The sequence below is a fragment of the Nostoc sphaeroides genome, from assembly GCF_003443655.1.
Lineage (GTDB): Bacteria > Cyanobacteriota > Cyanobacteriia > Cyanobacteriales > Nostocaceae > Nostoc > Nostoc sphaeroides.
Map to the genome: position 1 here is coordinate 5,125,619 of NZ_CP031941.1, position 23,583 is coordinate 5,149,201.

General features: G+C 41.6%; 23 protein-coding genes and 1 pseudogene. 13 read left to right on the forward strand and 11 right to left on the reverse strand.

Annotated elements, in window-relative coordinates; genetic code table 11:
• Positions 1–25 precede the first annotated feature (25 nt).
• Complete coding sequence (locus D1367_RS22760) at positions 26–1,222, reverse strand: anion transporter (protein WP_118171626.1); 1,197 nt, start codon at positions 1,220–1,222, stop codon at positions 26–28.
• A gap of 35 nt (positions 1,223–1,257) precedes the next feature.
• Between D1367_RS22760 and D1367_RS32890 the strand changes: the two genes are divergently transcribed.
• Together D1367_RS32890 and D1367_RS22765 are read left to right on the forward strand one after the other, a co-directional pair.
• Positions 1,258–1,383, forward strand: coding sequence for a hypothetical protein (locus D1367_RS32890; protein ID WP_267255625.1), 126 nt, complete (start codon positions 1,258–1,260; stop codon positions 1,381–1,383).
• A gap of 367 nt (positions 1,384–1,750) precedes the next feature.
• Complete coding sequence (locus D1367_RS22765) at positions 1,751–2,128, forward strand: Mo-dependent nitrogenase C-terminal domain-containing protein (RefSeq protein WP_118168400.1); 378 nt, start codon at positions 1,751–1,753, stop codon at positions 2,126–2,128.
• 110 nt (positions 2,129–2,238) lie between these two features.
• Here the strand turns inward: D1367_RS22765 and D1367_RS22770 are convergent, their stop codons facing one another.
• Positions 2,239–4,140, reverse strand: coding sequence for a caspase family protein (locus D1367_RS22770; RefSeq protein ID WP_118168402.1), 1,902 nt, complete (start codon positions 4,138–4,140; stop codon positions 2,239–2,241).
• A 200-nt stretch (positions 4,141–4,340) separates the two neighbouring features.
• On the opposite strand from D1367_RS22770, the gene D1367_RS22775 reads away from it, so the two are divergent.
• From D1367_RS22775 to D1367_RS22800, 6 genes are all read left to right on the forward strand, one after another.
• Entirely contained in the window at positions 4,341–4,808 is a 468-nt protein-coding gene (locus D1367_RS22775; protein WP_118168404.1) for a hypothetical protein, read from the forward strand.
• 113 nt (positions 4,809–4,921) lie between these two features.
• The gene (gene rpmF, locus D1367_RS22780) at positions 4,922–5,095 is read left to right on the forward strand and encodes a 50S ribosomal protein L32 (RefSeq protein ID WP_094328804.1); all 174 of its coding nucleotides are present in this window, start codon (positions 4,922–4,924) and stop codon (positions 5,093–5,095) included.
• A gap of 306 nt (positions 5,096–5,401) precedes the next feature.
• Positions 5,402–6,007 carry a sulfite oxidase-like oxidoreductase gene (locus D1367_RS22785; RefSeq protein ID WP_118168406.1) on the forward strand — a complete coding sequence of 202 codons (606 nt, stop codon included), beginning with the start codon at positions 5,402–5,404 and terminating at the stop codon, positions 6,005–6,007.
• A gap of 133 nt (positions 6,008–6,140) precedes the next feature.
• Positions 6,141–6,446, forward strand: coding sequence for a hypothetical protein (locus D1367_RS22790; protein WP_118168408.1), 306 nt, complete (start codon positions 6,141–6,143; stop codon positions 6,444–6,446).
• A 753-nt stretch (positions 6,447–7,199) separates the two neighbouring features.
• Positions 7,200–7,394: a DUF2256 domain-containing protein gene (locus D1367_RS22795; protein ID WP_094350216.1), complete on the forward strand. Its 195-nt coding sequence runs from the start codon at positions 7,200–7,202 to the stop codon at positions 7,392–7,394.
• Positions 7,394–8,347: an isoaspartyl peptidase/L-asparaginase gene (locus D1367_RS22800; RefSeq protein WP_118168410.1), complete on the forward strand. Its 954-nt coding sequence runs from the start codon at positions 7,394–7,396 to the stop codon at positions 8,345–8,347. The genes D1367_RS22795 and D1367_RS22800 overlap by 1 nt, the downstream gene beginning before the upstream one ends.
• Here D1367_RS22800 and D1367_RS22805 read toward each other — a convergent pair.
• From D1367_RS22805 to D1367_RS22825, 4 genes and pseudogenes are all read right to left on the reverse strand, one after another.
• Entirely contained in the window at positions 8,338–8,760 is a 423-nt protein-coding gene (locus D1367_RS22805; protein WP_118168412.1) for a DUF29 family protein, read from the reverse strand. The genes D1367_RS22800 and D1367_RS22805 overlap by 10 nt on opposite strands.
• Before the next feature lie 111 nt (positions 8,761–8,871).
• A complete protein-coding gene (glmU, locus tag D1367_RS22810) occupies positions 8,872–10,251 on the reverse strand; it encodes a bifunctional UDP-N-acetylglucosamine diphosphorylase/glucosamine-1-phosphate N-acetyltransferase GlmU (protein WP_118168414.1) in 1,380 nt (459 codons plus the stop codon).
• Between the two features lie 452 nt (positions 10,252–10,703).
• A pseudogene (locus D1367_RS22820) lies at positions 10,704–11,940 on the reverse strand (HD domain-containing phosphohydrolase).
• A gap of 766 nt (positions 11,941–12,706) precedes the next feature.
• Positions 12,707–12,895 (reverse strand): hypothetical protein, encoded by a 189-nt coding sequence (locus tag D1367_RS22825; protein WP_118168418.1) that lies wholly within the window; start codon positions 12,893–12,895, stop codon positions 12,707–12,709.
• A 160-nt stretch (positions 12,896–13,055) separates the two neighbouring features.
• Between D1367_RS22825 and D1367_RS22830 the strand changes: the two genes are divergently transcribed.
• A complete protein-coding gene (locus tag D1367_RS22830; RefSeq protein WP_118168420.1) occupies positions 13,056–13,874 on the forward strand; it encodes a sulfurtransferase in 819 nt (272 codons plus the stop codon).
• 83 nt (positions 13,875–13,957) lie between these two features.
• On the opposite strand, the gene D1367_RS22835 is transcribed toward D1367_RS22830, so the two are convergent.
• On the reverse strand, positions 13,958–15,256 hold the full coding sequence (locus tag D1367_RS22835; RefSeq protein WP_118168422.1) for a porin family protein: 1,299 nt from the start codon (positions 15,254–15,256) through the stop codon (positions 13,958–13,960).
• Between the two features lie 553 nt (positions 15,257–15,809).
• Here D1367_RS22835 and D1367_RS32355 point away from each other — a divergent pair.
• Positions 15,810–16,472 carry a FecR domain-containing protein gene (locus D1367_RS32355; protein ID WP_244944957.1) on the forward strand — a complete coding sequence of 221 codons (663 nt, stop codon included), beginning with the start codon at positions 15,810–15,812 and terminating at the stop codon, positions 16,470–16,472.
• Positions 16,473–16,475: 3 nt separating this feature from the next.
• Here the strand turns inward: D1367_RS32355 and D1367_RS32360 are convergent, their stop codons facing one another.
• Both D1367_RS32360 and D1367_RS32365 read right to left on the reverse strand, forming a co-directional pair.
• Positions 16,476–16,661, reverse strand: coding sequence for a hypothetical protein (locus D1367_RS32360; protein ID WP_228674769.1), 186 nt, complete (start codon positions 16,659–16,661; stop codon positions 16,476–16,478).
• A gap of 66 nt (positions 16,662–16,727) precedes the next feature.
• Positions 16,728–17,192, reverse strand: coding sequence for a hypothetical protein (locus D1367_RS32365; RefSeq protein WP_228674768.1), 465 nt, complete (start codon positions 17,190–17,192; stop codon positions 16,728–16,730).
• 245 nt (positions 17,193–17,437) lie between these two features.
• Here D1367_RS32365 and gor point away from each other — a divergent pair, with 245 nt between their 5' ends.
• The 3 genes from gor to D1367_RS22860 all read left to right on the forward strand — a co-directional run bounded on the left by gor (position 17,438) and on the right by D1367_RS22860 (position 21,003).
• On the forward strand, positions 17,438–18,814 hold the full coding sequence (gene gor, locus D1367_RS22850) for a glutathione-disulfide reductase (RefSeq protein ID WP_118168424.1): 1,377 nt from the start codon (positions 17,438–17,440) through the stop codon (positions 18,812–18,814).
• A 290-nt stretch (positions 18,815–19,104) separates the two neighbouring features.
• On the forward strand, positions 19,105–19,740 hold the full coding sequence (locus D1367_RS22855) for a YqiA/YcfP family alpha/beta fold hydrolase (RefSeq protein WP_118168427.1): 636 nt from the start codon (positions 19,105–19,107) through the stop codon (positions 19,738–19,740).
• 120 nt (positions 19,741–19,860) lie between these two features.
• Positions 19,861–21,003 (forward strand): histidinol-phosphate transaminase, encoded by a 1,143-nt coding sequence (locus tag D1367_RS22860; protein ID WP_181985212.1) that lies wholly within the window; start codon positions 19,861–19,863, stop codon positions 21,001–21,003.
• 8 nt (positions 21,004–21,011) lie between these two features.
• Here the strand turns inward: D1367_RS22860 and D1367_RS22865 are convergent, their stop codons facing one another.
• Both D1367_RS22865 and D1367_RS22870 read right to left on the reverse strand, forming a co-directional pair.
• Positions 21,012–21,566: a hypothetical protein gene (locus tag D1367_RS22865; RefSeq protein ID WP_118168431.1), complete on the reverse strand. Its 555-nt coding sequence runs from the start codon at positions 21,564–21,566 to the stop codon at positions 21,012–21,014.
• A 640-nt stretch (positions 21,567–22,206) separates the two neighbouring features.
• The gene (locus tag D1367_RS22870; protein WP_225892440.1) at positions 22,207–22,839 is read right to left on the reverse strand and encodes a GNAT family N-acetyltransferase; all 633 of its coding nucleotides are present in this window, start codon (positions 22,837–22,839) and stop codon (positions 22,207–22,209) included.
• Positions 22,840–23,583 lie beyond the last annotated feature (744 nt).

Genomic DNA, 23,583 nt, shown 5'->3' on the forward strand with positions numbered 1-23,583 from the left:
CTTAAACTCGGCAAAGCGATCGCTCTCAATTAACCCAAAGGTATACTAGAACTAAAGTACACACTGTTAGTGGCGCTCCAAACCTTAGATGTTCCCAAAAAGTTAGCTTGTAACCTAAATCAGCAGCAGCTTCTACAACTATCAAATTTGCAACTGAACCAAACAAAGTTAGATTCCCAGCCAAAGTTGATCCAGCTGCCAACAATAGCCAATACTTAGTGTCACCTGGAGAAACCAGGGGATGCAATAAAAGTACAGCAGGCACATTAGAAATTAAGTTAGATAAAACAACAGTTACACCCAAAAAACTCGCAGCAGAGTCGATTGCATGGGTAAATGGCTGTAATAAATTCAACTTTTGCGTGACTTTCGTCAAGATAAACAATCCAGAAAACATCACCAACAGGTTCCAATCTACCTTTTGCAAAATGCGCTGGGGTTTAATCCGGCGAGTGATTAGCAACAAGCTAGCAGCAACTAAAGCAGACTCCCCTAACGGTAAACCGACAGTAAATGCAATTAGTAATCCAATTGTGATAACTAATGTTTTTTTAAATAAGGGTTTAAAAATCCGTTGGTTGCCAACTGTTACCTGTTCGCAAGGTTTGACTGAGCGCACATCTGGGTAAAGTAGCCACAGTAATATTACCTGAATTACTAAGCCGACTAAGGCAACTGGTGTCAATACACGTAGAAATTCTAGATAGGAAATACCTGAAAAAGAGCCAATCAAGATATTTTGAGGATTACCACTCAAAGTTGCTACCGAACCTATATTAGTTGCACCTGCGATCGCTAGTAAATAAGGTATCGGATTTAAACCCAAAGCTTGAGTCAAACTCAAGGTTAATGGTGTAAAAACTAGCGCCAGAGTGTCATTGAGAAAAAAGGCCGAAAGAATACCACTACCAAAAGTTAAAGCCATCAACAAACCCAGAGGACTGCGAGTGATACTCAATATCACTGATAGCGATCGCCTAAAAAACCCTGCATAGGATAGGTTGGCATTAACTACCATCATGCTCAACAGAAATACGATGGTATTGGCATCAATAGCCTGCCATGCTTCCTGTAAATTCAGAACACCTAAAGCGATTAAAAAGCCAGAACCGACCAAAGCGATCGTGGCGCGGTTCATCCGTAAACCAGGAATGTAGCCCAATGCTAACCCCAGATAAGTTAGCCCTAAGACGCTATAGATTGCAAATTGGAGAAAAATCACTTCTTTAGTGAGACTTTGCGACAAATGAATGTTTCATGACTAGCTGCTCTGTATCTACTGATAAAGCCAACCCACCTAGCTTTCAGCCACAGCAACGTCTACAAGACTTCTCTCTACTTCTACAGTCTTCAGCTAGCAATGAACAGAACACACTTACCTGAGAAAGTGGGAACACGGAAAGGAAAAATGCCTTCTAGGGTATTACTGATGTTTATACTTAGCAAAAATTCTTTTAGAAAGACCTTATATTAAGTTCTGTAAATGTTACACTAAAACCTATCCAATGACGGATGTCTTTACTAAAATCTAAACTATGTCAAGTTATGAACAAGATCGTAATATTACACTACCGATCCCCAGAAAATTGCGATTAACTTGACGTAGTAACCAACTAGGTTCTGACTTAAGTGGCTAATTAGGTATTACATTATATCGCGGTCAGAACGAGATTCTTCCGGGAAACTTCGTTGCCACATTGTATATATTCATCAAAAAGATGAATAGCCTCAATAACACAGAGGATTAACCATGAAGGTATTCAACAATACCACTAAAAAGATTTTTCTGGCAAGCTGGGTATCAATCAATCAAGCAGAAACTAGTGACCATCAAGTAACCCAGCTAAACCCTTCTATTTCCAAGCCTTACTGGGATATTCTCCAACCACTACGGCAGCGTTTAGAAAATATTCAAGTCCGCGATCGCCAGCTAGCTCACCGTTTGTGCAAGCTAATTCCATCTCAGTGTCCCTTTGAGCGCGATGTCAAAATATTTGGGAAAACTTTGTTTCACATTCCACCGATGTGCAAGCTCAACCCTTTATATGAAGAAGTGGTTGGTTTACGTTTCCGAGCGCTGTGCTATCTAGCCGACGAGTGTGGCGAAGATGTATCGCAGTACTGCTAATACTGTGATATGAAGACTCAGGGAAAAGTTAGGAGTCAGGAGTAACGTGTCTGGGATCAATAATATAACTCCTAATTCCTAGCTCCTAACCATTTTTTATTATTTTTTTACTATTTCTTTTGCCATTTTTGAATGGCATCTTGAGCGTCTTCGTAAGCGCCTGTCTCCTCTGGCACTAGCGCAGCAGTCGCAATTGCGGCATTGCGATCTCCTTCGGTGGCGCGACGCTTGGCCATGTCTAAAATTTTGTCACTCCATTTATTGATCGACTTTTGGGCACTATCAAAGCCTGGTTGACCTGCTGGTACTTTCTTGGCAACTTCAATCGCCCGATTGTAAGTAGATGCCTGTCCAGACTTGATTAAGGCATTAGCTGCATCTAAAAGAGTTTTGTTACTTACATACTGCTTGCCCTCTAACCGCCACAGGTTAATTGCTGCTTGTGCTTTGGCATAAGGAGCTTCATCTTTGGTGATTAATCGAGCAGCAGCAATCGCGCTAGCATACTGTCTTTCTTTAGCACGTCCCTCTGCTAAATCTAAAATCATTTGGCTCCAAATCTTAATATTCTCCTGAGCTTGATCGTACAGTGGTTCACCAGGTCGAATTTTCCGAGCTGTAGCGATCGCCATGCCCAAATCGCTAGCCTGAGTTTGTCTGAGCGACATTTTCGCTAGGTCTAATACTGCTTGATTCCGCTTTTCTGGCTCGGAACTAGTAGTTATTTGGGCGCTAGATTGATTTTTAAGTCTAACTGGTGGAGTGCGTAGGCGTAGCCCGTCGTAGACATCGCTTGGTAAATTCTCGATAACCTGGCGATCGTTCGCAGTAGCATTAGGTGATGTGCTTGATATTTGCTTAATTTTAAAAGTTTCTTGATTACGGAGAAAAACTACGGCGATTAAACCTGCTACCAGCAGGCTGCCTCCGCCCCATAAAATAAACTGTTTCCAAAAAGGGATGCTTGGCTGATTGGATGGCAATCGAGAAACGTAACCTTTAGAGGAATTGGGAATAAATCTTCCGCTCGGATTCACTCCTAAAGAAGTTTCCGCCATTGGCTCGGAAACTAAGCCGGTAGCTGACTCCTTTCCTTGTTTACCTTTAGATTTTTCGACCTTGGGAGCCTTCACCTGTTGGGAGGAGTTCACAGTAGCTTCTCCCCATCTGCCCCGTTCTGCTGAAGTTTTAGGGTAATCGTCGAGGGGAGGAGCCGCAAGGGCAACAGCAAAAGATTCTTCAGGATAAATCACCGGTTCTGATTGCAAGTCGCTTTCCATTGCCAATTTTGGCAAGATTACTTGCTGCCTTGATGGGATAATAGTGGCAGGGTTTTGGACAGGACGCCAGTGGTGGTGACATACTTTTGGCATGATCAGGCTTAGGTAGCTTTCTAAATCTGCCAAGTTGCTGCCATTACCAGAACGTAAAGCTTCTAACAAAACTGCTGTAAAGAATCCGTGACCTAATTCGCTACTTTCATGGGAAAATTGCTCTGGTTGACAAGAAAGAATTGTCGCAAGCTGTAGTTCTTGGGCTAATTCTATTGTTTCTTCGCCAACCGGAGCATCTGCTTGAGTGCCAAAAGCGCGATTTATATCAAGTAGTAGCAATACATTTAGATCAGCAAGTTGCAGACTTTGCATTAGCGATCGCAATTCTATGCCAGTCTCTTGCACCATTTCGGGGTTGCCCTCTGCTGGCATTAAGTAATCTTTGCCCTTGTAGTTGACCCCATAACCGCTAAAAAATAACCACAGATAATCTTCTGGTTGCCAACTTGTCGCTGCCAAATCCTCAAGCAACAGTAAAATATTCTCTTTAGTCGGATAAGTTGATCTATCTCCAATCGGTGGTGAAGTATCCGTCATTAGCAGGCAGTGTTTGGGGAGAAAACCTGCCTCCGTCACCAAAAAATCCTCAAGTGCCTCAGCATCTGCTTGGGCACAACTTAAAGGTTGAAATAACTGATATTGATTGATGCCAATTGCGATCGCCCAGTAATTTGCCATCCCGCTATTTGTCAGTTATTGTTTGCTGGTCTTAAAATTGCGGTTGGCTTTGCCAAAAAAACAAAGCTAACCTATGTTTTATAGTCTAGGTGATTCTGATCGAATCTTAAGTTAAAATGTAATTTTTATTACGCTTATAGACCGGAAAATACCTTTTACCTAATTTCAATAACAGATCATCACTAAGGAGATAGAAGGTCATGAGCAAGATTTCTGCTCACCTACCATCATCGATCACTCCCTTTTCATTTATTAGCCAAATTGCCGGAAGAATCCGGATAATTCCTTTATTAGTTTTGCTCATATCTACTGTTCCTGCGTGGTTTTTGACGGAAGCGATCGCGCCTCAGGTTGTGCGAGCTTACACCGCTAGAGTTGATCTAGCTATTGACCGCCTGCCAGATGAAAACTATGAAACTGTTCTCAGGAGGGCAGAAGCAGCCGCTAGAGCATCTGCTCAACGCAGCTTTGACCAAGATATCTTGGTGACAGATGTTTCAATCATTGTGTCCGTACAAAATAATGGATCGATCGCACCAGTTTTGGCATTAGATGTCAGTCGTCCCGAATGGCGATCGCGTCCTGATGCTCAAATTTGGGCGACTTATTTCAAAACGGCGCGATCGCTACTTTTCTTGGAAAATAGCCAAGAGTTACCCAAAAAATAGCCGAAACCCTTATTTTCAGTAGGGGCAATTCATTAATTGCCTTTACTGTTGTCCTTCGCGTCAGTGGATGGCCTAGAATAGTAAGGTTGTCAAGAATTGCGATATCTGCTGACATGGCTGTTCCTAAGAAGAAAACTTCAAAATCAAAACGAGATAAACGTCGAGCTACCTGGAGGCATAAAGCCGTCGTCGAAGCTCAAAAAGCCCTGTCTTTGGGCAAATCAATTTTGACTGGACGTTCTACATTTGTATATCCAGCTGCTGAAGAAGAGGAAGAAGAATCATAATTTCCCAGTCAGGAAAAGCGTGAACAGCACCGATAGATTTGATTGCCAAAGTCACCAATCAAACTTCTTACCACTGGATAAATGCTTTTTTTAGCTTTCCTGATTGCATTATGAATCTTAGATACTCTACACAAGCTCATTAGATCGAAAAAATTGGTAGTGAGTAATTGGGAATATCCATTACCCATTACCTATCATTTACGAGTAACAATCAAGTAATAATATAAAGAGTCAAACATTTGGTGCTGTTGGCAACTCAGCAAAAAAGCTTGTACACATCTTGAGAAAACTTATTTTTCTCTAACTATGCTAGGAAAATATTTTCAGAAACCAGGAAAGGAAGAGGGCGATCGCGTCCCTCCTGGTCAACACTTAGCTAAAGGTTTCCCCGTATTAACTTACGGTGCAACTCCCGAAGTCAGCATTGAGGAATGGGAATTTCGAGTTTGGGGTTTGGTAAAACCTGCTACTTTTAGTTGGTCAGACTTTATGGCTCTGCCTCAACACGAATTTACGGCAGACTTTCACTGTGTAACGCGCTGGTCTAAACTGGATGTCAAATGGACTGGCATAAAAGTTACAGATTTCATGGGTCTGATTGAGCTAGACCCCAAAGTAGCCCACATTATGGAACACTGCTACGGCGGCTACACTACCAATATTTCTGTAGAAGATTTTATGCGCGAAGAAAACTTCTTTGCTTTTAAAGTCTTTGGTGAAGACCTTCCATCTGAACACGGTGGCCCGATGCGGCTAGTTGTTCCCCATCTGTACGCTTGGAAAAGTGCTAAGTGGATTAATGGTTTGGAATTTTTAGCTGCTGAAGAACTTGGTTTTTGGGAGCGTAATGGCTACCATCGCCGTGGTGAACCTTGGGCTGAGGAGCGTTATAGCAACGCTTTTGGGCTTTAATAGTTCAGAAGGGTTAGCGCATCTCAAACCCTATTGGCAAGCGGACTTACCTGATCAGCAATCAAGTTAGAAACAAAGTGGCACTATCCAGGCTAGGGTAAGATTTAATCGATCTAGCCCCAAAGTTCGAGTAATGCCAGCAGGATTTGAGAACAAGAAAAGTAAAACCAAAGCATCTTTTACACCCTTCATAGATAGCTTTGAGATTACCAATGAAATCAATTCGCAATACCTGGACTTACCTCGGCTTCGCTCGGCACAAGTCGCTCGGCACAAGTCGCTCGGCACAAGTCGCTCGGCACAAGTTCGCAATGGGCAACTCTTGGAGACGCTAAAAGCGAACGCCCCGCTACGAAGAGAGCAATTCGCAATTAAATTAAGCCCGACACTAGGGGTGGCAATAGTGCGTAGGTTTTGGCTAAAAAATAAAAATGTGTAGGTTGGGGAGCCACTGCGCCCTTGCGGTTCCCCGACTTGAAGCACGTGGCGTTTGAGGAACGAAACCCAACATTTCCAGGGCTTTGTTGGGTAACACTAAAGTTCAACCCAACCTACAAATCTTCAAAACCTACGCAGTATTGCTAGGGGTGGGGTTTCAACCTACCAAGAGAATACAAGGATTTTTTCGCTTGACTTCGGGCGAGGTTTTGAACATGAAGCTTTTTCGATAAATTTCAGGAATACTTCAATCGTCAGGTTTACACCGTACCAGTGTCACAACTTCCTGCACTTCATGAACAAGATTTGTGGGCAGGATTGACAACAGTCATTGGTGATAGTTTAAAACAAAATTATTTTTGTCAATTAGTAATAATACTGAAAAAAGCGTAAAATCTTGAGTATAAGATTAACTTTTGTACTGGATTCTGAGGCAAAAACGAATGATGCTTTTAAATATGAGGCGATCGCACGCCCAAAAATTCTGTTGATTAGCCCCATTTTTATCAGAACTTTAAGTACTATTGCTTATTGACAAAAGTAAAATTATCTTAAACTCTCACTGATGCTACGCAAACGTGGTTCCTTTTTCCGTTGCTTGCGTGTAAGTTCTGTAGGAGAGAAGGGAAAAATAATTCTAGAGATAGATTGACAATATATTTGTTCAGCGAAAGTTTCCTCCCTTCCTAGCAAACTGGTTATAATTATCTTCCATCTCTTTCAGAAATCAAATTCTCATCTACACAGAATTTATATGGGACGTGTTCGTTCTAAATCTGACCTACCGACAAAAATCTGTCCGGTATGTCAACGTCCTTTCACATGGCGTAAAAAGTGGCAAGATTGTTGGGACGATGTGAAATACTGCTCAGAACGTTGTCGTCGTCGCCGTTCTGAAGCTCAAAATGAAACTAACCGCAACACAGACGCAAATAGCGCAAGAGATTAATGGAGTCACAGGTGCAACCTAAATTAATTATTCATGGGGGGGCTGGTAGTTCTCTCCACGGTAAAGGCGGATTGGAAGCGGTGCGCCGATCGCTCCATACAGTAATAGAAGAAGTCTATTCTCTACTATTGTCAGGAGCAACTGCCTCTGAGGCGGTGGTGCATGGTTGCCACATGCTCGAAGATAATCCCCGCTTTAATGCTGGTACTGGTTCAGTACTACAATCTGATGGGCAAATCCGCATGAGTGCTTCCCTGATGGATGGCGCATTAGGGCGGTTTAGTGGTGTAATTAATATTTCGCGGGTGAAAAATCCCATTGAGTTGGCACAATTTTTACAAAGTTCGCCAGACCGAGTACTATCAGATTTCGGATCGGCTGAGTTGGCGCGGGAAATGCAACTTCCCAGCTATAATGCTTTAACTGATTTGCGGTTACAAGAGTGGATACAAGAGCGCCAGGATAATTTTAAAAGTGCAATGGCTGGCGTGGTAGCAGAACCCGAACTGCTAGAAACCAGCAATGCCGGACGCGGCACCATCGGTGTGGTAGCTTTAGATGCATCTGGTAGGCTAGCTGCTGGTACTTCTACTGGTGGTAAGGGCTTTGAGCGGATTGGCAGAGTAAGTGATTCTGCGATGCCAGCCGGTAATTATGCTACTAGTAATGCTGGTGTTAGCTGTACTGGCATTGGTGAAGATATCATCGATGAGTGTTTAGCTCCCCGGATTGTAGTGCGTGTAACTGATGGGATGTCCCTGAAGGAGGCGATGCAGCGATCCTTTAGAGAAGCGCACCAGAACCAACGGGATTTGGGAGCGATCGCCTTAGATTGTAGTGGAGCGATCGCTTGGGGGAAAACTAGTGAAATCTTACTCGCCGCCTACCACGACGGCGAAAAAATTGGCGACACCTTGGAATGGAATGATAGTGAATTGATTGGCTATTGTTGAATAAATTCTAGCGCCTGAGTTAAAATTTCTTGCTGGTCAACCATTGCGGCTAATTCTTGGGCTTCATAACGCCCCTCAAAAGCTTCTAGCGCCGCTCTTTTCAATGCCACTTGATATCCTTGTTGCAGAATATCGATTAATTCTGCCTGATTCAAGTAATAACCACCAGATTTGCGGCGCTTGTTTATTTTGTTGATTTCACGCACTGTATTTTCTATCGAAACATCCCAAGAGCGAGTAGAACGTTTTTCGGCCTTTTGTTTAATTAAATGGATGAGCAGAATAACACCATAACTATCAATTTTATTGATTTTGTCACCAAGGCTCATTTCTTCTAACTCATCCACCAACAGCAACGCCTCATGGATTTTGCCTTGTTCTAGAAATTGCCTAAGTTCTAGCAGTTCTTCCATGTTATGTATTGAGATTTTGGCTTCACTACTAATCTAGCTAGATTAGATATCTTGCAAAACTCCGGGTTTATGCTTTAAAATTCCACATTAACCGCGATTAACACTGATGAATTATTTATGTTGATCTGTGGTTTTATTTTCAACACTTTTCCTTCGCCAAGCTGGTTTCACCACCTGACGACTACGGGCAATTACCAAAGAATCATTAGGCACGTCTTCTGTAACAGTGGAACCAGCAGCTACGTAGACATCATCTCCCAAGGTAATTGGAGCTACTAAAACGCTATTGGAACCCGTTTTTGTCCGATCGCCTATTTTTGTACGATGTTTCTTTACGCCGTCATAATTGGCAGTAATTGTACCGGCACCAATATTCACCTGATTGCCGACAACGGTATCACCTAGATATGACAAATGTGCTGCATTGGTGCGATCGCCTAATTGAGTATTTTTCAATTCCACAAAATTCCCCACACGGCAACCAGCACCCACCTCTACCTGACCGCGCAAATGAGCATAAGGGCCAATTCGGCTTCCCGTCTGCACAGTGCTATCTGTCACCACTGAATACTGCACCGTGACATTTTCAGCCAACTGGCTATTTTCAATTAAACTTCCCGGGCCAATATGACTTCCTGTTTTAATCACCGTATTTCCGCGCAGGTGAGTTTGGGGTTGAATAATTACATCCGGCTGTAATTCTACAGTTTCATCAATGGTGATGCTGGTGGGGTCGATGAGAGTGACACCCGCAAGCATCCATTTTTCCTTGACTCGTTTTTGCAAAATCTCGTAGGCTGTTGCCAATTGCAGGCGATCATTAATGCCGAGAATTTCTTGGTAATCTTCCACATCCACCGCCATAACTTTTCCCACTTGAGTTACGGCATCAGTGAGATAGTATTCTTTTTGAGCATTGTTTGCTTGTAGGTGGGGAAGCACCTTTGCCAAATCTGGCCAGCGAAAGCAGTAAACTCCAGCGTTAATGCGGTGATTTTCTCTTTGAGCAGCAGTACAATCCTTGTGTTCGACCATTTGCTGCACAATATTTTCATCGTTACAAAAAACTCGCCCGTAGCCCGTAGGGTCGGGTAGATGGGAGGTCAGAATGGTGGCAGCGTTTTTATTTTGGGCATGAGTTTGTAACATCTCCTTCAGGGTTTCGCTACGTATTAACGGTAAATCGCCGTTAAGTACCAGCAAATCCCCAGTGTAGTCTTCCAAGTGAGAAAGTAATTGCTGGATGGCATGACCTGTCCCTAGTTGCACAGTCTGTTCAACAAACTCCAAACTAGGAATTGAATGCATGGCGGCTTGCACTTCCTCCGATTGATATCCTACGATTACGATTCGCCGTGAGGGCGAAAGTGGTTCTACACTTTCGAGAACTCTCTCCACTAGCGATCGCCCACCCAAAGAATGTAAAACCTTGGGTAAGCGTGATTTCATCCGTGTGCCGCGTCCCGCCGCTAGAATTGCTACAACTACCATAATTAGCTATCAGCTATCAGTGAAACTATGATTAATGCTGTTGGTACTTTCAAATATCGGCTCAAATCATACCAGTTAATCATAGAAGACTGAAATATACAATGAGTCAGGATTATAGTTCAGTTCTGTATAGTCAGACGTGGCTTTTTAGAAATTACCATTCGTTCACAAAACTTGCAACAAGAATCTGATAAAAGGGGAGTGTCAAATTCTGATGTAGTTAGGGCATGGATTGCACAACTGCCAAAGCCTAAGAAAAAGACTATAGCTGATTAGATATGACTATGTTTTGTTTAAAGTTTTATAATAAGCTGTTCCACAAATAAAATTGCATAATTACGGCGCTCATGTTGCCCACCCTACAAAAGTTATATAAATTTTAGATATGCAAACTAGATGTGGTTTAGCTTACCAATTTTCGCCGCTCCGGCAGCTACAAAATTTCTTACTCCCTACTCTTTTTCATAACAGGAGAGAATAAACTCGGCAAATTGCTGCATTAATTTAGGATTACGCCAACCGGAATCAGTTTCTTGTTGCATCACTGAAAGTGCTTCTACTGAAGTAAAAGCTTTTTTGTAAGGTCGTTCGCTCCTTAGGGCATCGTAAATATCAATTAACTGAAATACTTGCGCCAGGTAGGGAATATTATCCTCCTTGAGTCCATCAGGGTAGCCTGAGCCATCCCAGCGTTCGTGGTGATGACGAATAATGGGAATTACACCCCGCATACTGCGTAGTGGCTGGCAGATTTTTTCTCCGATCAAAACATGCTGCCGCATAATCTGCCAATCTTCGGGGGTAAGTTTGCCTTTTTTCAGCAGCACAGCATCGGGAATACCTACCTTACCAATATCGTGGAGATAACCACCCCACATCAAATCTCGAATTTGGTAGCGTGAAAAATTGAGGTATTCACCAAAAGCTAGTCCCAGTTTTACCAAGCGTTCACAATGATTGCCTGTATTGGGATCGCGGCTTTCAATTGACATAGCAATGGAAAATAGTACTTGTTCGGCATGTTCTAAATCTTCGTTCAGCCGCTTCTGCCGCACTAAGGACTTTACACGCGCCGCCAGTTCCACACGATCAAAGGGTTTGGTGAGAAAATCATCTGCCCCAACTTCAATCCCCCGAATGCGCGATCGCCTATCATTTAAGGCCGTAATAAAAATCACTGGGATTAGCCTAGTCTGCTCATCCTGCTTGAGTAAATGGCACACTTCAAATCCATCCATTCCTGGCATCATCACATCCAGCAAAATCAAATCTGGTTGTTTTTGAGTTACCAAGTCTACAACAATGGAACCACTGTCCGCCTCAATCACTTCGTATCCTTCCATCCCCAAGAGGGCAACAGCAGTCATCCGACTGGCGGCATGATCGTCAACTACTAAAACCTTCGGCGGTTCTAAATCAAACTCATTCACTTTAGAACCTTTGGTTTGTAGTGTTCTAGCGACCAATGAATCATCACCACAGTTAACATCAGCTTTTATCCAAGAAGACACTACTTGGTTATCTTTAAACATAAGGTCTTCTTGAGATAAGCCTAAAGAATATAGCCTCCACATTATTTTGCGATCCTACGGCATGATTTGAATCGATACTTTTCACTCTGCTAATCGGGTTTGGGTCACTAACAATTTGTTCTGTAAAGCCTGTATGGTTGGATTTCCATTGAATCACAAAGCCACTCCAGTTTTTTGCACAAGTTAACAGTGTCAGATTTCAAAAACAAATTTAATATTCAACTATATCTGAGCCAGTATATTTGAGCCAGAGTTTTAATAGGGATTATCCATTATCTCAAGCTACGTATCTAAGTTTTTCTTCGCACTGATCTTTTATGTTACAAACAAGGGGTATCTTGTTGTCAAATTTTTTGTTTTGCTTCTAATTCCAGTATGATCAATTGGCACAAATCTTAGAGGATGTTTGAAAAGTCCTTCAGCGTGTGTTTCACTACCCTGGCTACCGAGAAACTGCTACGAGAGAATAGGAGTTTTGGGATTTGAGATCCCACCCCTGAGTCGCACTTGAGGCTCAAGCCGACCCTTTTCAAACATCCTCTTAAGTCAGGTTTTCTACGGATATTTTTTCATCTAGCGGCGCTAAAAAGCCTTGTTATTGCTTGTTTTATCTGGAAATACCCGGTTTGGAATGTTAAGTCTTTATGGTAAACATTATGTGTATAGCTTTTTACTTACTCAGTTATAGCAATATTTTATTACTGTCAACTATTACGTAGTGTTTAATACTACTAAAGACCGAGCTACAAGTTAGGGGTTGGTAGTAAGCACAAAGCGTCCTTAAAAATCCAGGACTAAAGTCCTTACTACGAACTTTTATAACCCTTCAGAATTAATGAGGCAGACCACTAGTGCTCTGTCTCATTAATTCTGATTGATTAGTTTGTTACCAAAACCCTGTAAAGACGCGAAATTTCGCGTCTCTACAACCCCGCAAAATTAATGGGACAGACCACTAGTTCCCATAAAATCTCTGCTTTCTGTTCCCAATAGCCACCTTTTTCGCCAATGGGAGGTAGGCTCGAGTGAAATGATTCACCAAACTCTTGAGAGACAAAGGTGAAAGAAGCATCTGCTGTTAACTTAGGTGTAAAATTCTCTAAGTCTGACATTTTATAAAAAAACTAAATAATCACCAATGCCCCTCAAGAGTTCTGAGTAATGAGTGCTGACTTGGGAGTGGGGCAGACGAAAGAATAACTCTTAACTCCTAACTCCTAACTCCTAACTCAGCACTGTTTTGCCCAATCCCCAATTAATTCCCCATTCCCAATGCCCAACCCCCAATTTGTTGTTTCGCCAGTTTGGCTGTTTGAACATCTAGAAGATCCGCAAGTCGTTATTGTGGATTGTCGCTTTTCTTTAGGCGATCCACAACTAGGGCAAAAACAGTATCAAAAAAGTCATATAAATGGATCGTATTACTTAGATTTGAATCAGGATCTTTCCAGTCCAGTGGGTAAACATGGTGGGAGACATCCTTTACCTAACCCCAATGATATCGCTAACAAACTTGCAGCGATTGGGGTAAATTACCAAAAAAGTTTAGTTGTAGCTTATGATGATTCGCGCCTTGCCTTTGCGGCTCGTCTATGGTGGCTGTTGCGCTATCTAGGACATGAGCAAGTAGCAGTACTAGATGGAGGTTTTGCTGGATGGCAAAAAGCTGGGTATCCTGTTACACATGTCGTTCCTCAACCCCGGATGGGTACGTTTGTAGCTCAAGCACAAACAGAAAAGGTGGTAGATATTACAGAGGTGAAAAGCCTCAAAGACAACCATGAGGTAGTATTGGTAGATTCTAGAGAAAGCGATCGCTACCGAGGTGAACGAGAGCCAATTGATAAAATTGCCGGACATATTCCCGGTGCAGTCAACTATCCTTGGCAAGAAGTTACAGACTCTTCCGGCTACCTACTGCCTCAATCAGAACAACGCCGTCGTTGGGAACAGCTAGAAACAGCCGAAGAAATCTTGGTTTATTGCGGTTCTGGCGTTACTGCTTGCGTAAATTTACTTTCTTTAGAATTAGCTGGCATTAGCAAGGGTAAACTTTATGCTGGTAGCTGGAGTGATTGGATTAGTTATTAGTCATTAGTCATTGGTCATTGGTCATTGGTCATTGGTCATTGGTCTAAATAATTGGACTTTGGACAAATGACAAAGGACAAATTTCAAAACTGACCTAATTCCAAATTGTAATTAATACTGAAGAACCAGCCATCAAAATCAATGTTTTCGGCGGTTGAACTACCTAAACTCACTCCAGCCTGCACATTCATATTGCTGGTATCTGATATTCGGTAATTTAAGTGCCCGAATAGCCGATGAAATTGGTCTTCTCGATCGCGCTGTGTAAAGTCCGAAAAGTTCACCTGGTAGTCAATACCAACCTGGAGAGGCTTTTGCAAGTAGTAGTTAAGAGACACCCAAAAGGAATTGATTATGCGATCGCGACTTTGGGGATCAGCAAAATTTACACTCAATTCGTAAAAGCTATTTAGTATTAATTTTGAAGTTAGAGGATCTCGCCGTCCTAAAGACACTTGCAAAGAATTCTCATTTAAAAAGCGATCGCCTGCTTTGAAGCTATCCAGGCGATCGCTGTTGTTGGCATGAAATAACTGTTGATTGCTCCAACTAACTTCTCCATACATTCGCTGCGATAGCTGCTGGTAAATACTAAGATTAAATTTTACCTGGTTGTAAGAGTATTGTGACTGATTGATATAACGAATGAGATTGCCATCAATTGAGCCGTTTAAAAAAGTCTTAGCTCCTAAAGGGAAATATGCAGAGGCTAACGTCAGTCCAGAAATAATTAAACCATCTTCTACAGGAATATCGTTTGAGGAAAAAATATTACTCGTCTGGAAGTAGTCTACACGCCCTTGTAGATAGCCTATAGGTTTAAACTTAGGTACTGGTTGTTCTGTTGGTGGAAAAGTAGGCTGTTCTAAGGGTCGCAACCGCACCCGCAACCCTAATTCGCGATCGCTATCAGATTCAGGTGGCTTTTTTGGCGATCGTAGCAGCTGCATTAGCTTCTCTAGCCTTTGGGACTGATTTATCTCAGGTGGATTCAAGAGCTGCTCTGTTGAGTCTGGAGGAGCTGTAGGCAAATTACTTGGCTGCGATTCTAGCTGTGGAGAGTCATTTTGCTTTTGAATATCCCCAGGTTCTTTGGTTGTGTCTGGGGCTTGAGTAGTTTCGGGTGTTTGCTGCACCACCTTTAACGGCATCTGCGAGTTTAAAGGATGCAACTCACTGGACTGCTTACACCAAGAGTTAATTACCTCTTGCTCCAAATTTTGACATAGCTGATAATTTACCTGTGTGCTTGCTAAATTTTTAGAATGCCAAATATCTGTATTTGCAGATTCTGACGCATCTACTCTAATGCAACACCAGCTTCCACCACTGGAAGCTAACAAAATACAAAAAAACAAATTCTTCCAGTTTTTGAGTCGCATCTGTTAGATTGCGTTGATCGCGTTTGGCAAATGTAGACCCATAAGCAATATCGGAAGTTCCAACTCAGAATATACAATTGAATGCATCTATTTTAGCTTTGTAGGTATATACTGAAACTACAAATTGAAATTGCTGCTTTTCGGATTTTTCCCCAGATTTTTTTTTGCAAAACTGAGATGACCGATATAGTTGACTTTATGTTCAAATTTAGTGAAATACAGGCAGTGAGTCATTTTACAACAGTTCCCTAACAACTTTTTGTCCTTGTAGCTGATCTGATTAGAATGGATTATCTATCAGGTACTACTTATTGAATTGTTAATATCAAGCAAGTACTAACCTTGAAATGTTCCGCAGGCTTTATTCTATCAAATGCAACTTTCATAAAAAAACTTAATCAACTCAAAACAGGATTTATTTGTTGTCTATTTTATCTACTTAAATGTAGGCTAAAGTACAAATGAATTTACTAAGTAAACTCGCCATAAAAATTATAGGTAGGTTAAAATTTAAATTTTTTGGTATTAATTGAAAATCAGAAGTTCTCAAACTATGTTTTATAAATCGTTTCCATTGTTCGTGATTAGTTTATGGGGAGTTATAGTACTGCTGCCAAATAAGGTAAGTGCCATAACTCCTCTAACGCGAGCGGAGATCCAGAACCTCCGCAACATAGTACAATTGATACCTAAAGATAGACAGAACAAGCGTCCAGCACACAAATCAGATGCAATGACTCCTGGGGATGGGTTGTCAACTGGCCGAGCTTCCTTAGCAGACTTACGCTTTAATGACGGCTCTTTAGCACGGGTTGGGGAACAGGCTATATTTCAATTTTTACCAAAGACTCGCAGCTTTAGACTGTCAAACGGAACCGCATTGTTGCTTATCCCACCTGGAAGGGGTCAAACACGTATACAAACGCCAAGTGCAGCAGCAGCAATTCGTGGTTCAGCATTATTTGTACGCTACGACAAACAAACAGACACCACGATTGTGGGTGCGCTGACAAATAGCGGCATTGAAGTTTCTAATAAGGAAGCTTCTCAAACTCAGATGCTGCAAGCAGGGCAGATGATGGTTATAGTTAAAGGCGAATTTAAGGGATTATACGATTTTGATCTAAGAAATTTTTATGAAACGAGCGATATGGTTCGGGGGCTTGATTTGACTAGGCAAAATCTTACGCCTACGGCCGATCCAGCGAATCGCTAGCGTTCAAGCTGAAACTGCTGCGGCTTTGAGGGCACAGTCGCCAATAACAGGTGAGGGAATAGTTGAAAACCCATCTTTTGCAGACCTAACTACTAGTCCTTCAACTTCCAGGGCAAACAACATTATTACAGGTAATTCCCCAGTTGACCCAATTGCAGATGATTCCCCATTAAATTCCTTTGAGGGCATAAGACAAGACCTGTTAAATACTGGGCAGCCTTCTGGAATAAATAGTAATAAGAATAATGTAAATACTCAAAATCCTAACGTAGTACCAAAACCAACAACTTCTGTAGTACCAAAACCAACAACTCCTGTAGTACCAAAACCAACAACTCCTGTAGTACCAAAACCAACAACTCCTGTAGTACCAAAACCAACAACTCCTGTAGTACCAACACCAATCACTCCTGTAGAACCAACACCAATCACTCCTGTAGAACCAACACCAATCACTCCTGTAGAACCAACACCAATCACTCCTGTAGAACCAACACCAATCACTCCTGTAGAACCAACACCAATCACTCCTGTAGAACCAACACCAATCACTCCTGTAGAACCAACACCAATCACTCCTGTAGAACCAACACCAATCACTCCTGTAGAACCAACACCAATCACTCCTGTAGAACCAACACCAATCACTCCTGTAGAACCAACACCAATCACTCCTGTAGAACCAACACCAATCACTCCTGTAGAACCAACACCAATCATACCAACCACATAAACGTAAATTTATACCCGATGCTAGGGGCAGAAATATAACAACTGCAAACTACTGCCTCTACAGCAACCAAAGCAAAAAGTGATATTCCCTACGACCAGAGAACATCTGCTAACGCTAGATTAAATCAAGGACAGGACTTAAACAGGGTTCACCGGATATCCTTATATAGTTCAATGACGTTTTCTGTGTAAGTTCCCAGGAACTAATTTTTTGCTAGAGAGAACATAAATTTATGACTTTTGATTACGACCTGTTTGTAATTGGTGCGGGTTCTGGAGGTTTGGCGGCTTCCAAACGAGCGGCTAGCTATGGGGCAAAAGTGGCGATCGCAGAATATGATTTAGTTGGTGGCACTTGTGTGATTCGGGGTTGCATTCCCAAAAAACTCATGGTCTATGGATCTCACTTTCCTGCACTGTTCAGTGAAGCTTCAGGCTATGGCTGGAAAGTAGGTAATGCCGAATTAGACTGGGAATATTTCATTACATCTATAGATAAGGAAGTTCGGCGACTGTCGCAACTACATATCAGCTTTTTAGAAAAAGCGGGAGTGGAATTAATTTCTGGTCGCGCCACATTGCTAGACCCCCATACAGTACAAGTTGATGGACGCAAAGTTACAGCAGATAAAATTTTAATTGCTGTTGGTGGGCGTCCGATCAAACCTGATTTACCAGGGATGGAATATGGCATTACCTCCAACGAAATCTTTCATTTAAAAGAACAACCAAAACACATCGTCATTGTTGGCGCTGGTTATATTGGCACAGAATTTGCCTGTATCATGCGTGGTTTGGGTTCTGAGGTTACACAAATTACCAGAGGTGAAAAGATTTTGAAGGGGTTTGATGAGGACATCCGTACAGAAATTGAAGAGGGGATGACGAACCACGGAATTCGGTTGATTAAGAATAATGTGGTAAAAACAGTTGAACGCGTGCCGGAAGGTTTTAAACTGACTTTATCAGGGGAAGACCAGGAACCAGTAATTGCCGACGTGTTTTTAGTGGCAACTGGTCGAACTCCGAATATAGATGGACTAGGTTTAGAAAACGCTGGGGTTGATGTTGCTGCTACTTCTATGGAAGGGCCAGGGTACAATACCACAAATGCGATCGCAGTCAATGAATATAGTCAAACAAATCAACCGAATATCTTTGCCGTTGGCGATGTCACTGACCGAATCAATTTAACTCCCGTCGCCATTGGCGAGGGACGAGCCTTCGCTGATAGTGAATTCGGCAATAACCGCCGCGAATTCAGTCACGAAACTGTTCCCACAGCCATATTTTCTACCCCAGAAGCCGCTACAGTCGGCTGGACAGAAGCGGAAGCACGGGAAAAACTCGGCGATGCCGTTAAAATTTTTCACACTCGCTTTCGACCTATGTACTATAGTTTGACTGGTAAGCAAGAGAAAACAATGATGAAGTTGGTGGTTGACAGCAACACTGACAAAGTGCTAGGCGCTCACATGGTGGGTGAACACGCTGCTGAGATAATTCAAGGTGTAGCGATCGCAGTGAAGATGGGCGCAACTAAAAAAGACTTTGACGCCACCGTTGGTATCCATCCCTCAGTAGCGGAAGAATTTGTCACAATGCGGTAGTGAGATTTAGGAGTTAGGAGTTATGAGTTAAGAGTTATAAGTCAATACAGTTCAGATAAGACCAAAACACTTGTAGAGACGGCGATTTATCGCGTCTTATAGAGACGGCGATTTAGTAGAAATAGCGCTTAACTGAACCGTATTGAGTTATAAGTTGAAGAAAGAAACTCATAATTTAAAAGTTAAAATTCTTAACCCTTCTCTACGAGACGCTGCGCGAACGGCAGGTGTTACAGTGAGCTTGTCGAACTGCTCAGGGCATCGCTTCTCAGTTCTAACTATCTACAGCTTTGCAATATATATATCTTCACGGTTTCGCTTCTGGCCCTAATTCTACCAAAGCGCGGGATATAGGCGATCGCTTTGCCCAAATTCACACAAAGCTAAAAATTCCCGATCTAAATGCTGGCGATTTTTCGCACTTAACAATCACTCGTCAAATTACTCAAGTTGCCGCAGAATTCAGTAATAATTCTACGCCAGTAACGCTTATTGGTTCAAGTTTAGGCGGCTTGATCACTGCCCACTTGGGACAGCAATATTTACAAATACAACGTCTTGTGCTGCTAGCACCAGCTTTCGGGTTTTTATCCCATTGGTTGCCCAAACTAGGCGATGAAGAAGTACAACGGTGGCAGCAAGATAAATATATCATGGTCTACCACTATGGGGAGGAGCGAAAACTTCCCTTAAGTTACGATTTCGTTACAGATGCTGCCCAATACCAAGAGAAGTTTTTGCAACGTCCTATCCCCACCCTGATTTTGCATGGAAAAAACGATGAAGTCATCCCCATCGGAGCCAGTCGGGACTTTGGGCGATTGCGTCCTTGGGTAAAGTTAGTCGAACTCGACAGCGATCACGCCTTAGGTAATGTTATGGAAGAAATTTGGCAGACAATTCGCCTCTTTTGCCAATTACCTTGAAGCTGTAAAATATTAAACTCTCACATAAATAATGTCCTTAGTCATTTGTCCTTTCTTTGGTTACTAATGACAAATGACAAATGACAAATGACCAATGACTAATGACTAATGACTAAAATTATGCTTCCCTTTATCCGGTCAGATTTAGCCAAATTTACCGCTTACAAACCTCACCCCAGCAGCGATACAGCCGAATCTGTCTCCGGGCAATTTGATCGGCTGGATACAAATGAAAGCCCTTATGATTTACCACCTGAGTTAAAAGAGAAGCTAGCCTGGACATATCAGCAAGTAATTGAAACAAATCGTTATCCCGATGGCGGACATGAGACACTTAAAGATGCGATCGCCCAATACGTCAATGAATCAGCCGCCATCTCGCTATATACTGCTGCCAATATTTCTGTTGGAAATGGTTCAGATGAACTAATCCGTTCTTTATTAATTGCCACCTGTCTAGGAGGAGAAGGTTCAATTCTAGTTGCCAATCCCACTTTTTCTATGTACGGAATTTTGGCACAAACTCTGGGTATTCCTGTAGTCGCGGTGGGTAGAAATGAAACAAATTTTGAAATTGACTTAAAAGCTGCACAGGCTGCGATCGAAAATACTCAAAATCCCCCGATTCGCGTAGTTTTTGTAGTGCATCCCAATTCACCGACTGCCAATAGTTTAACTGCGGCAGAGTTGGCATGGTTAAGAAGTTTGAACGAGCATATTTTGGTAGTAATTGATGAAGCTTATTTTGAATTTAGTCAAACTACCCTAGTAGGTGAATTAGCACAGCGCCCTAATTGGGTGATATTACGTACTTTTTCTAAAGCCTTCCGGTTGGCAGCTCTCCGTGTTGGTTATTGTATCGCTCATCCCGAAGCGATCGCCATTTTAGAAAAAGTTCGCTTACCTTACAATCTCCCTAGCTTTTCCATAGCAGCAGCATTAGTTGCTTTACAAAACCGCACACTCTTGCTAGAATTAATTCCCCAAACCCTGAGTGAACGAGCCAAACTCATCGAAATTTTATCCCAGCAACCAGAACTACAAATTACCGCAAGCGCTGCTAATTTTATTTACCTACGTCTTAAACCAAATAGCTTTAAGTCACCAGATGGTGCGTTAAAAACTTTCCACCAGAAGCTTAGAACAGTTGGCACTATTGTGCGACACATTAGCCCAGGATTGCGAATTACTGTAGGGACAATAGAGGAAAACGCCCGCACCGTTAATCGAGTCCAAGCTGTTTTGGCAAATTTGGAATCTTAGAAATTCACTCAGTAATTAAATCGGTTGTCCACCTCACTGCCCAAACGGCGTACTATTCCCACTGTTTGTGGCAGCACACCTACTAAAAGAGCAAAAGCAACATCCGGCAGAATAGCCACTATATCTGGTGGAAAGTATTGTTCAAATTGATCGAGAATTTTCTGAACTCGCTGCCCAGGCACTGGGTTTTCTGTAATTTGTTTGATCAATCGAATCCACTGTCGTCTAATCAAGTAAGCCTTCTGGCGTTCTTCATTAGATTCGGGAGTTAATAAAGACAGATTACCTATGGGCAGTGCCCTTTGGCAATCACAGTCGTAATCCCCACCTACAGCAGCCCCAGGCCCAGCAAACTCTGCATGGTAGCGTTTAAAAAGGATTAATCCATTTCGTCTACGACTATTGACGATGAAAACTTCCCCACTGTGTAAACGTGTAAGGATATCCGAGCCTTGTGATTGCTCAGTTCCATCTTGCATGACAAGAGAGTCAAGGAAACTAGCTTCAGGGTAATAAGTTGATACCATAGAGGTCTGATAGCGCCGATGCTGTTCGCTATCCATGTTTTTTAAATTTTTAACGAATTTGGTAGTAGTATGCACTTCAAAACAGAATTAGCTGTTATCTCAAATCAGGTTTTTGAATTCTTTATATTATCAAGAGTATTTTGGCCAATTTTACTAAGATAGTAATAAATAGGCACTCTTTATTAATTGAGTGATCATATTTTATGAGATATAACTAGATTTGTCTTCCAATTAGGATAGGGTTTTCTTAAAGTTTTTATAAAGATGAATATCTTAATTAAAAAGTTATTATGAGCTATTTCTAATTCCCTCAGGGCAATCTTACAGCTATTTATATGATAATTAATTTATTTATCTATATAAATATTCTAAAATTTTTGTTGTTTAATAGTAAATAAAAAAGACAAAATTTAATAATTTCATTAATCATTTAAGTTTTTCAAAGCTATAATTTTATTAATATTACGAATAAAAGGAGCCATACATAAAAAGCCCAAATAAATATATTTAAAACAATTATCCAAAGCTATATACATCTAACTATTTAGATATATATAGCTAATATTAGCTGAGTTTTTAATTAAGTTAGTTTCGGATTTTATTGTCGATATTGGTGATAATTTTTCACCAAAGTTATTACAAAATCAAAACTTACTTATTATTGCCCAAACAAAATTCAAATCGTGGAATCAGCACTCAGATGCTTGTGCAATAACATTTGGCTTGAGCGTCTTAGGAAAAATGTATTCCAACTCGATTCGACTTTATGTACCCGATATCCCAGTTTGAAATAAAGTTGCCTTGCTTGATGATTATTTTCCAAAACGTGGAGATATAAGTCTTGAAATCCCCAGTTGCAAGAAACTTTCTCACAGCTAGTCAGTAAACCTGAAGCCACACCATGTCTACGGTATTGTGGGTGAACTGCTAAATTAGATAAGTAAGGAAAACCCGTGCCAACCTGGCTCCACGAATCACTGTAACGTACACCCAGTTCTACACTTCCCACTAGGTTATTAGCCGCACCAGTAGTAGTTTCAAAAGCGACTAAACAAATATGACGTGACGGAGGTGATGCCATGCGATGCCTTAAGTCTTCGTAAATACCGAGACGTAGCAGTGGAAAAGCCCATCCCCACAGACCCTGTTGGGTGTGAAAGCTTTCGGCAATAATTTGAGAGACACCGATCAAATCAGCTGGTGTAGCTGTACGAATTTGAAATTGGCAGCAAGCTGGATTGATTGGCTGTTGCTGGTATGGATGAAAAAACCGATATTTCAAGGCTAGTTTAGTATTGATTTTATTCAACGAAAATTTACTCAAATATCCTCAAACACCATTTAAACTGAAGAAAAACTTTATATCTGCCCAGGATATTGAACTGACCTAAGATTGCTAATTTGCTTTTGCTTGTGGAGCATACAAAGTTTTACACTTTAGCTTGGGGCTTTATAACCGATATTTTTGGAATAATCTTAAAAGTTACAGCTTCATCAATCTACAAATCGTTAAGTTCAGCCCCTTCAGGTGCATCCCTTGCTTTAGGTAGGAAGGATATCAGTCTGTTTACCACAAAAACATCTGTAAAGTCGAACAGGTTTAGGTGAATGGGTAGATAAATAGCATAACCTGTCCGTAGACATTACCTACAAAATTGTTAAGTAAGTACACTACCCACAAATTCTGGTTGGAAATCACCTTTAGTTGCAGTACTGAACTTGCTTATGCAATTGCCGCTACACTAACAGGACTTTACTACTAGGTCATAGGAACAGTGTGTGCAGGTAGTGGGGAAGAATCTCCAAGATTCATAATCCCTAACTTCTTAACCCTACACTTGTCTTAATGATAGTTCTGATTGCTAAATTAGAAAGAGGTATTTGTCTAATAGTATACTTTGGCTTTAAATCTTATTGTTTTAATCTTGCTGACTCTACCATGACTACCATAAATAAAATTTACCTGCAAGTGTTAGTACAACGGCTGCAAAGGGAAAACTTAATATGCAGCTTCATCTGGATTTGTCAGCTAGCTATGAGCGCTGTATCTAGT

Bases quoted from the DNA above. Each gene is read 5' to 3' on its own strand.
- D1367_RS32890 (WP_267255625.1), top strand. From the start codon at position 1,258: ATGACTAGCTGCTCTGTATCTACTGATAAAGCCAACCCACCTAGCTTT.
- D1367_RS22765 (WP_118168400.1), top strand. From the start codon at position 1,751: ATGAAGGTATTCAACAATACCACTAAAAAGATTTTTCTGGCAAGCTGG.
- D1367_RS22770 (WP_118168402.1), bottom strand. From the start codon at position 4,140: ATGGCAAATTACTGGGCGATCGCAATTGGCATCAATCAATATCAGTTA.
- D1367_RS22775 (WP_118168404.1), top strand. From the start codon at position 4,341: ATGAGCAAGATTTCTGCTCACCTACCATCATCGATCACTCCCTTTTCA.
- rpmF (WP_094328804.1), top strand. From the start codon at position 4,922: ATGGCTGTTCCTAAGAAGAAAACTTCAAAATCAAAACGAGATAAACGT.
- D1367_RS22785 (WP_118168406.1), top strand. From the start codon at position 5,402: ATGCTAGGAAAATATTTTCAGAAACCAGGAAAGGAAGAGGGCGATCGC.
- D1367_RS22790 (WP_118168408.1), top strand. From the start codon at position 6,141: ATGCCAGCAGGATTTGAGAACAAGAAAAGTAAAACCAAAGCATCTTTT.
- D1367_RS22795 (WP_094350216.1), top strand. From the start codon at position 7,200: ATGGGACGTGTTCGTTCTAAATCTGACCTACCGACAAAAATCTGTCCG.
- D1367_RS22800 (WP_118168410.1), top strand. From the start codon at position 7,394: ATGGAGTCACAGGTGCAACCTAAATTAATTATTCATGGGGGGGCTGGT.
- D1367_RS22805 (WP_118168412.1), bottom strand. From the start codon at position 8,760: ATGGAAGAACTGCTAGAACTTAGGCAATTTCTAGAACAAGGCAAAATC.
- glmU (WP_118168414.1), bottom strand. From the start codon at position 10,251: ATGGTAGTTGTAGCAATTCTAGCGGCGGGACGCGGCACACGGATGAAA.
- D1367_RS22825 (WP_118168418.1), bottom strand. From the start codon at position 12,895: ATGTCAGACTTAGAGAATTTTACACCTAAGTTAACAGCAGATGCTTCT.
- D1367_RS22830 (WP_118168420.1), top strand. From the start codon at position 13,056: ATGCCCAACCCCCAATTTGTTGTTTCGCCAGTTTGGCTGTTTGAACAT.
- D1367_RS22835 (WP_118168422.1), bottom strand. From the start codon at position 15,256: ATGCGACTCAAAAACTGGAAGAATTTGTTTTTTTGTATTTTGTTAGCT.
- D1367_RS32355 (WP_244944957.1), top strand. From the start codon at position 15,810: ATGTTTTATAAATCGTTTCCATTGTTCGTGATTAGTTTATGGGGAGTT.
- D1367_RS32360 (WP_228674769.1), bottom strand. From the start codon at position 16,661: ATGCCCTCAAAGGAATTTAATGGGGAATCATCTGCAATTGGGTCAACT.
- D1367_RS32365 (WP_228674768.1), bottom strand. From the start codon at position 17,192: ATGATTGGTGTTGGTTCTACAGGAGTGATTGGTGTTGGTTCTACAGGA.
- gor (WP_118168424.1), top strand. From the start codon at position 17,438: ATGACTTTTGATTACGACCTGTTTGTAATTGGTGCGGGTTCTGGAGGT.
- D1367_RS22860 (WP_181985212.1), top strand. From the start codon at position 19,861: ATGCTTCCCTTTATCCGGTCAGATTTAGCCAAATTTACCGCTTACAAA.
- D1367_RS22865 (WP_118168431.1), bottom strand. From the start codon at position 21,566: ATGGATAGCGAACAGCATCGGCGCTATCAGACCTCTATGGTATCAACT.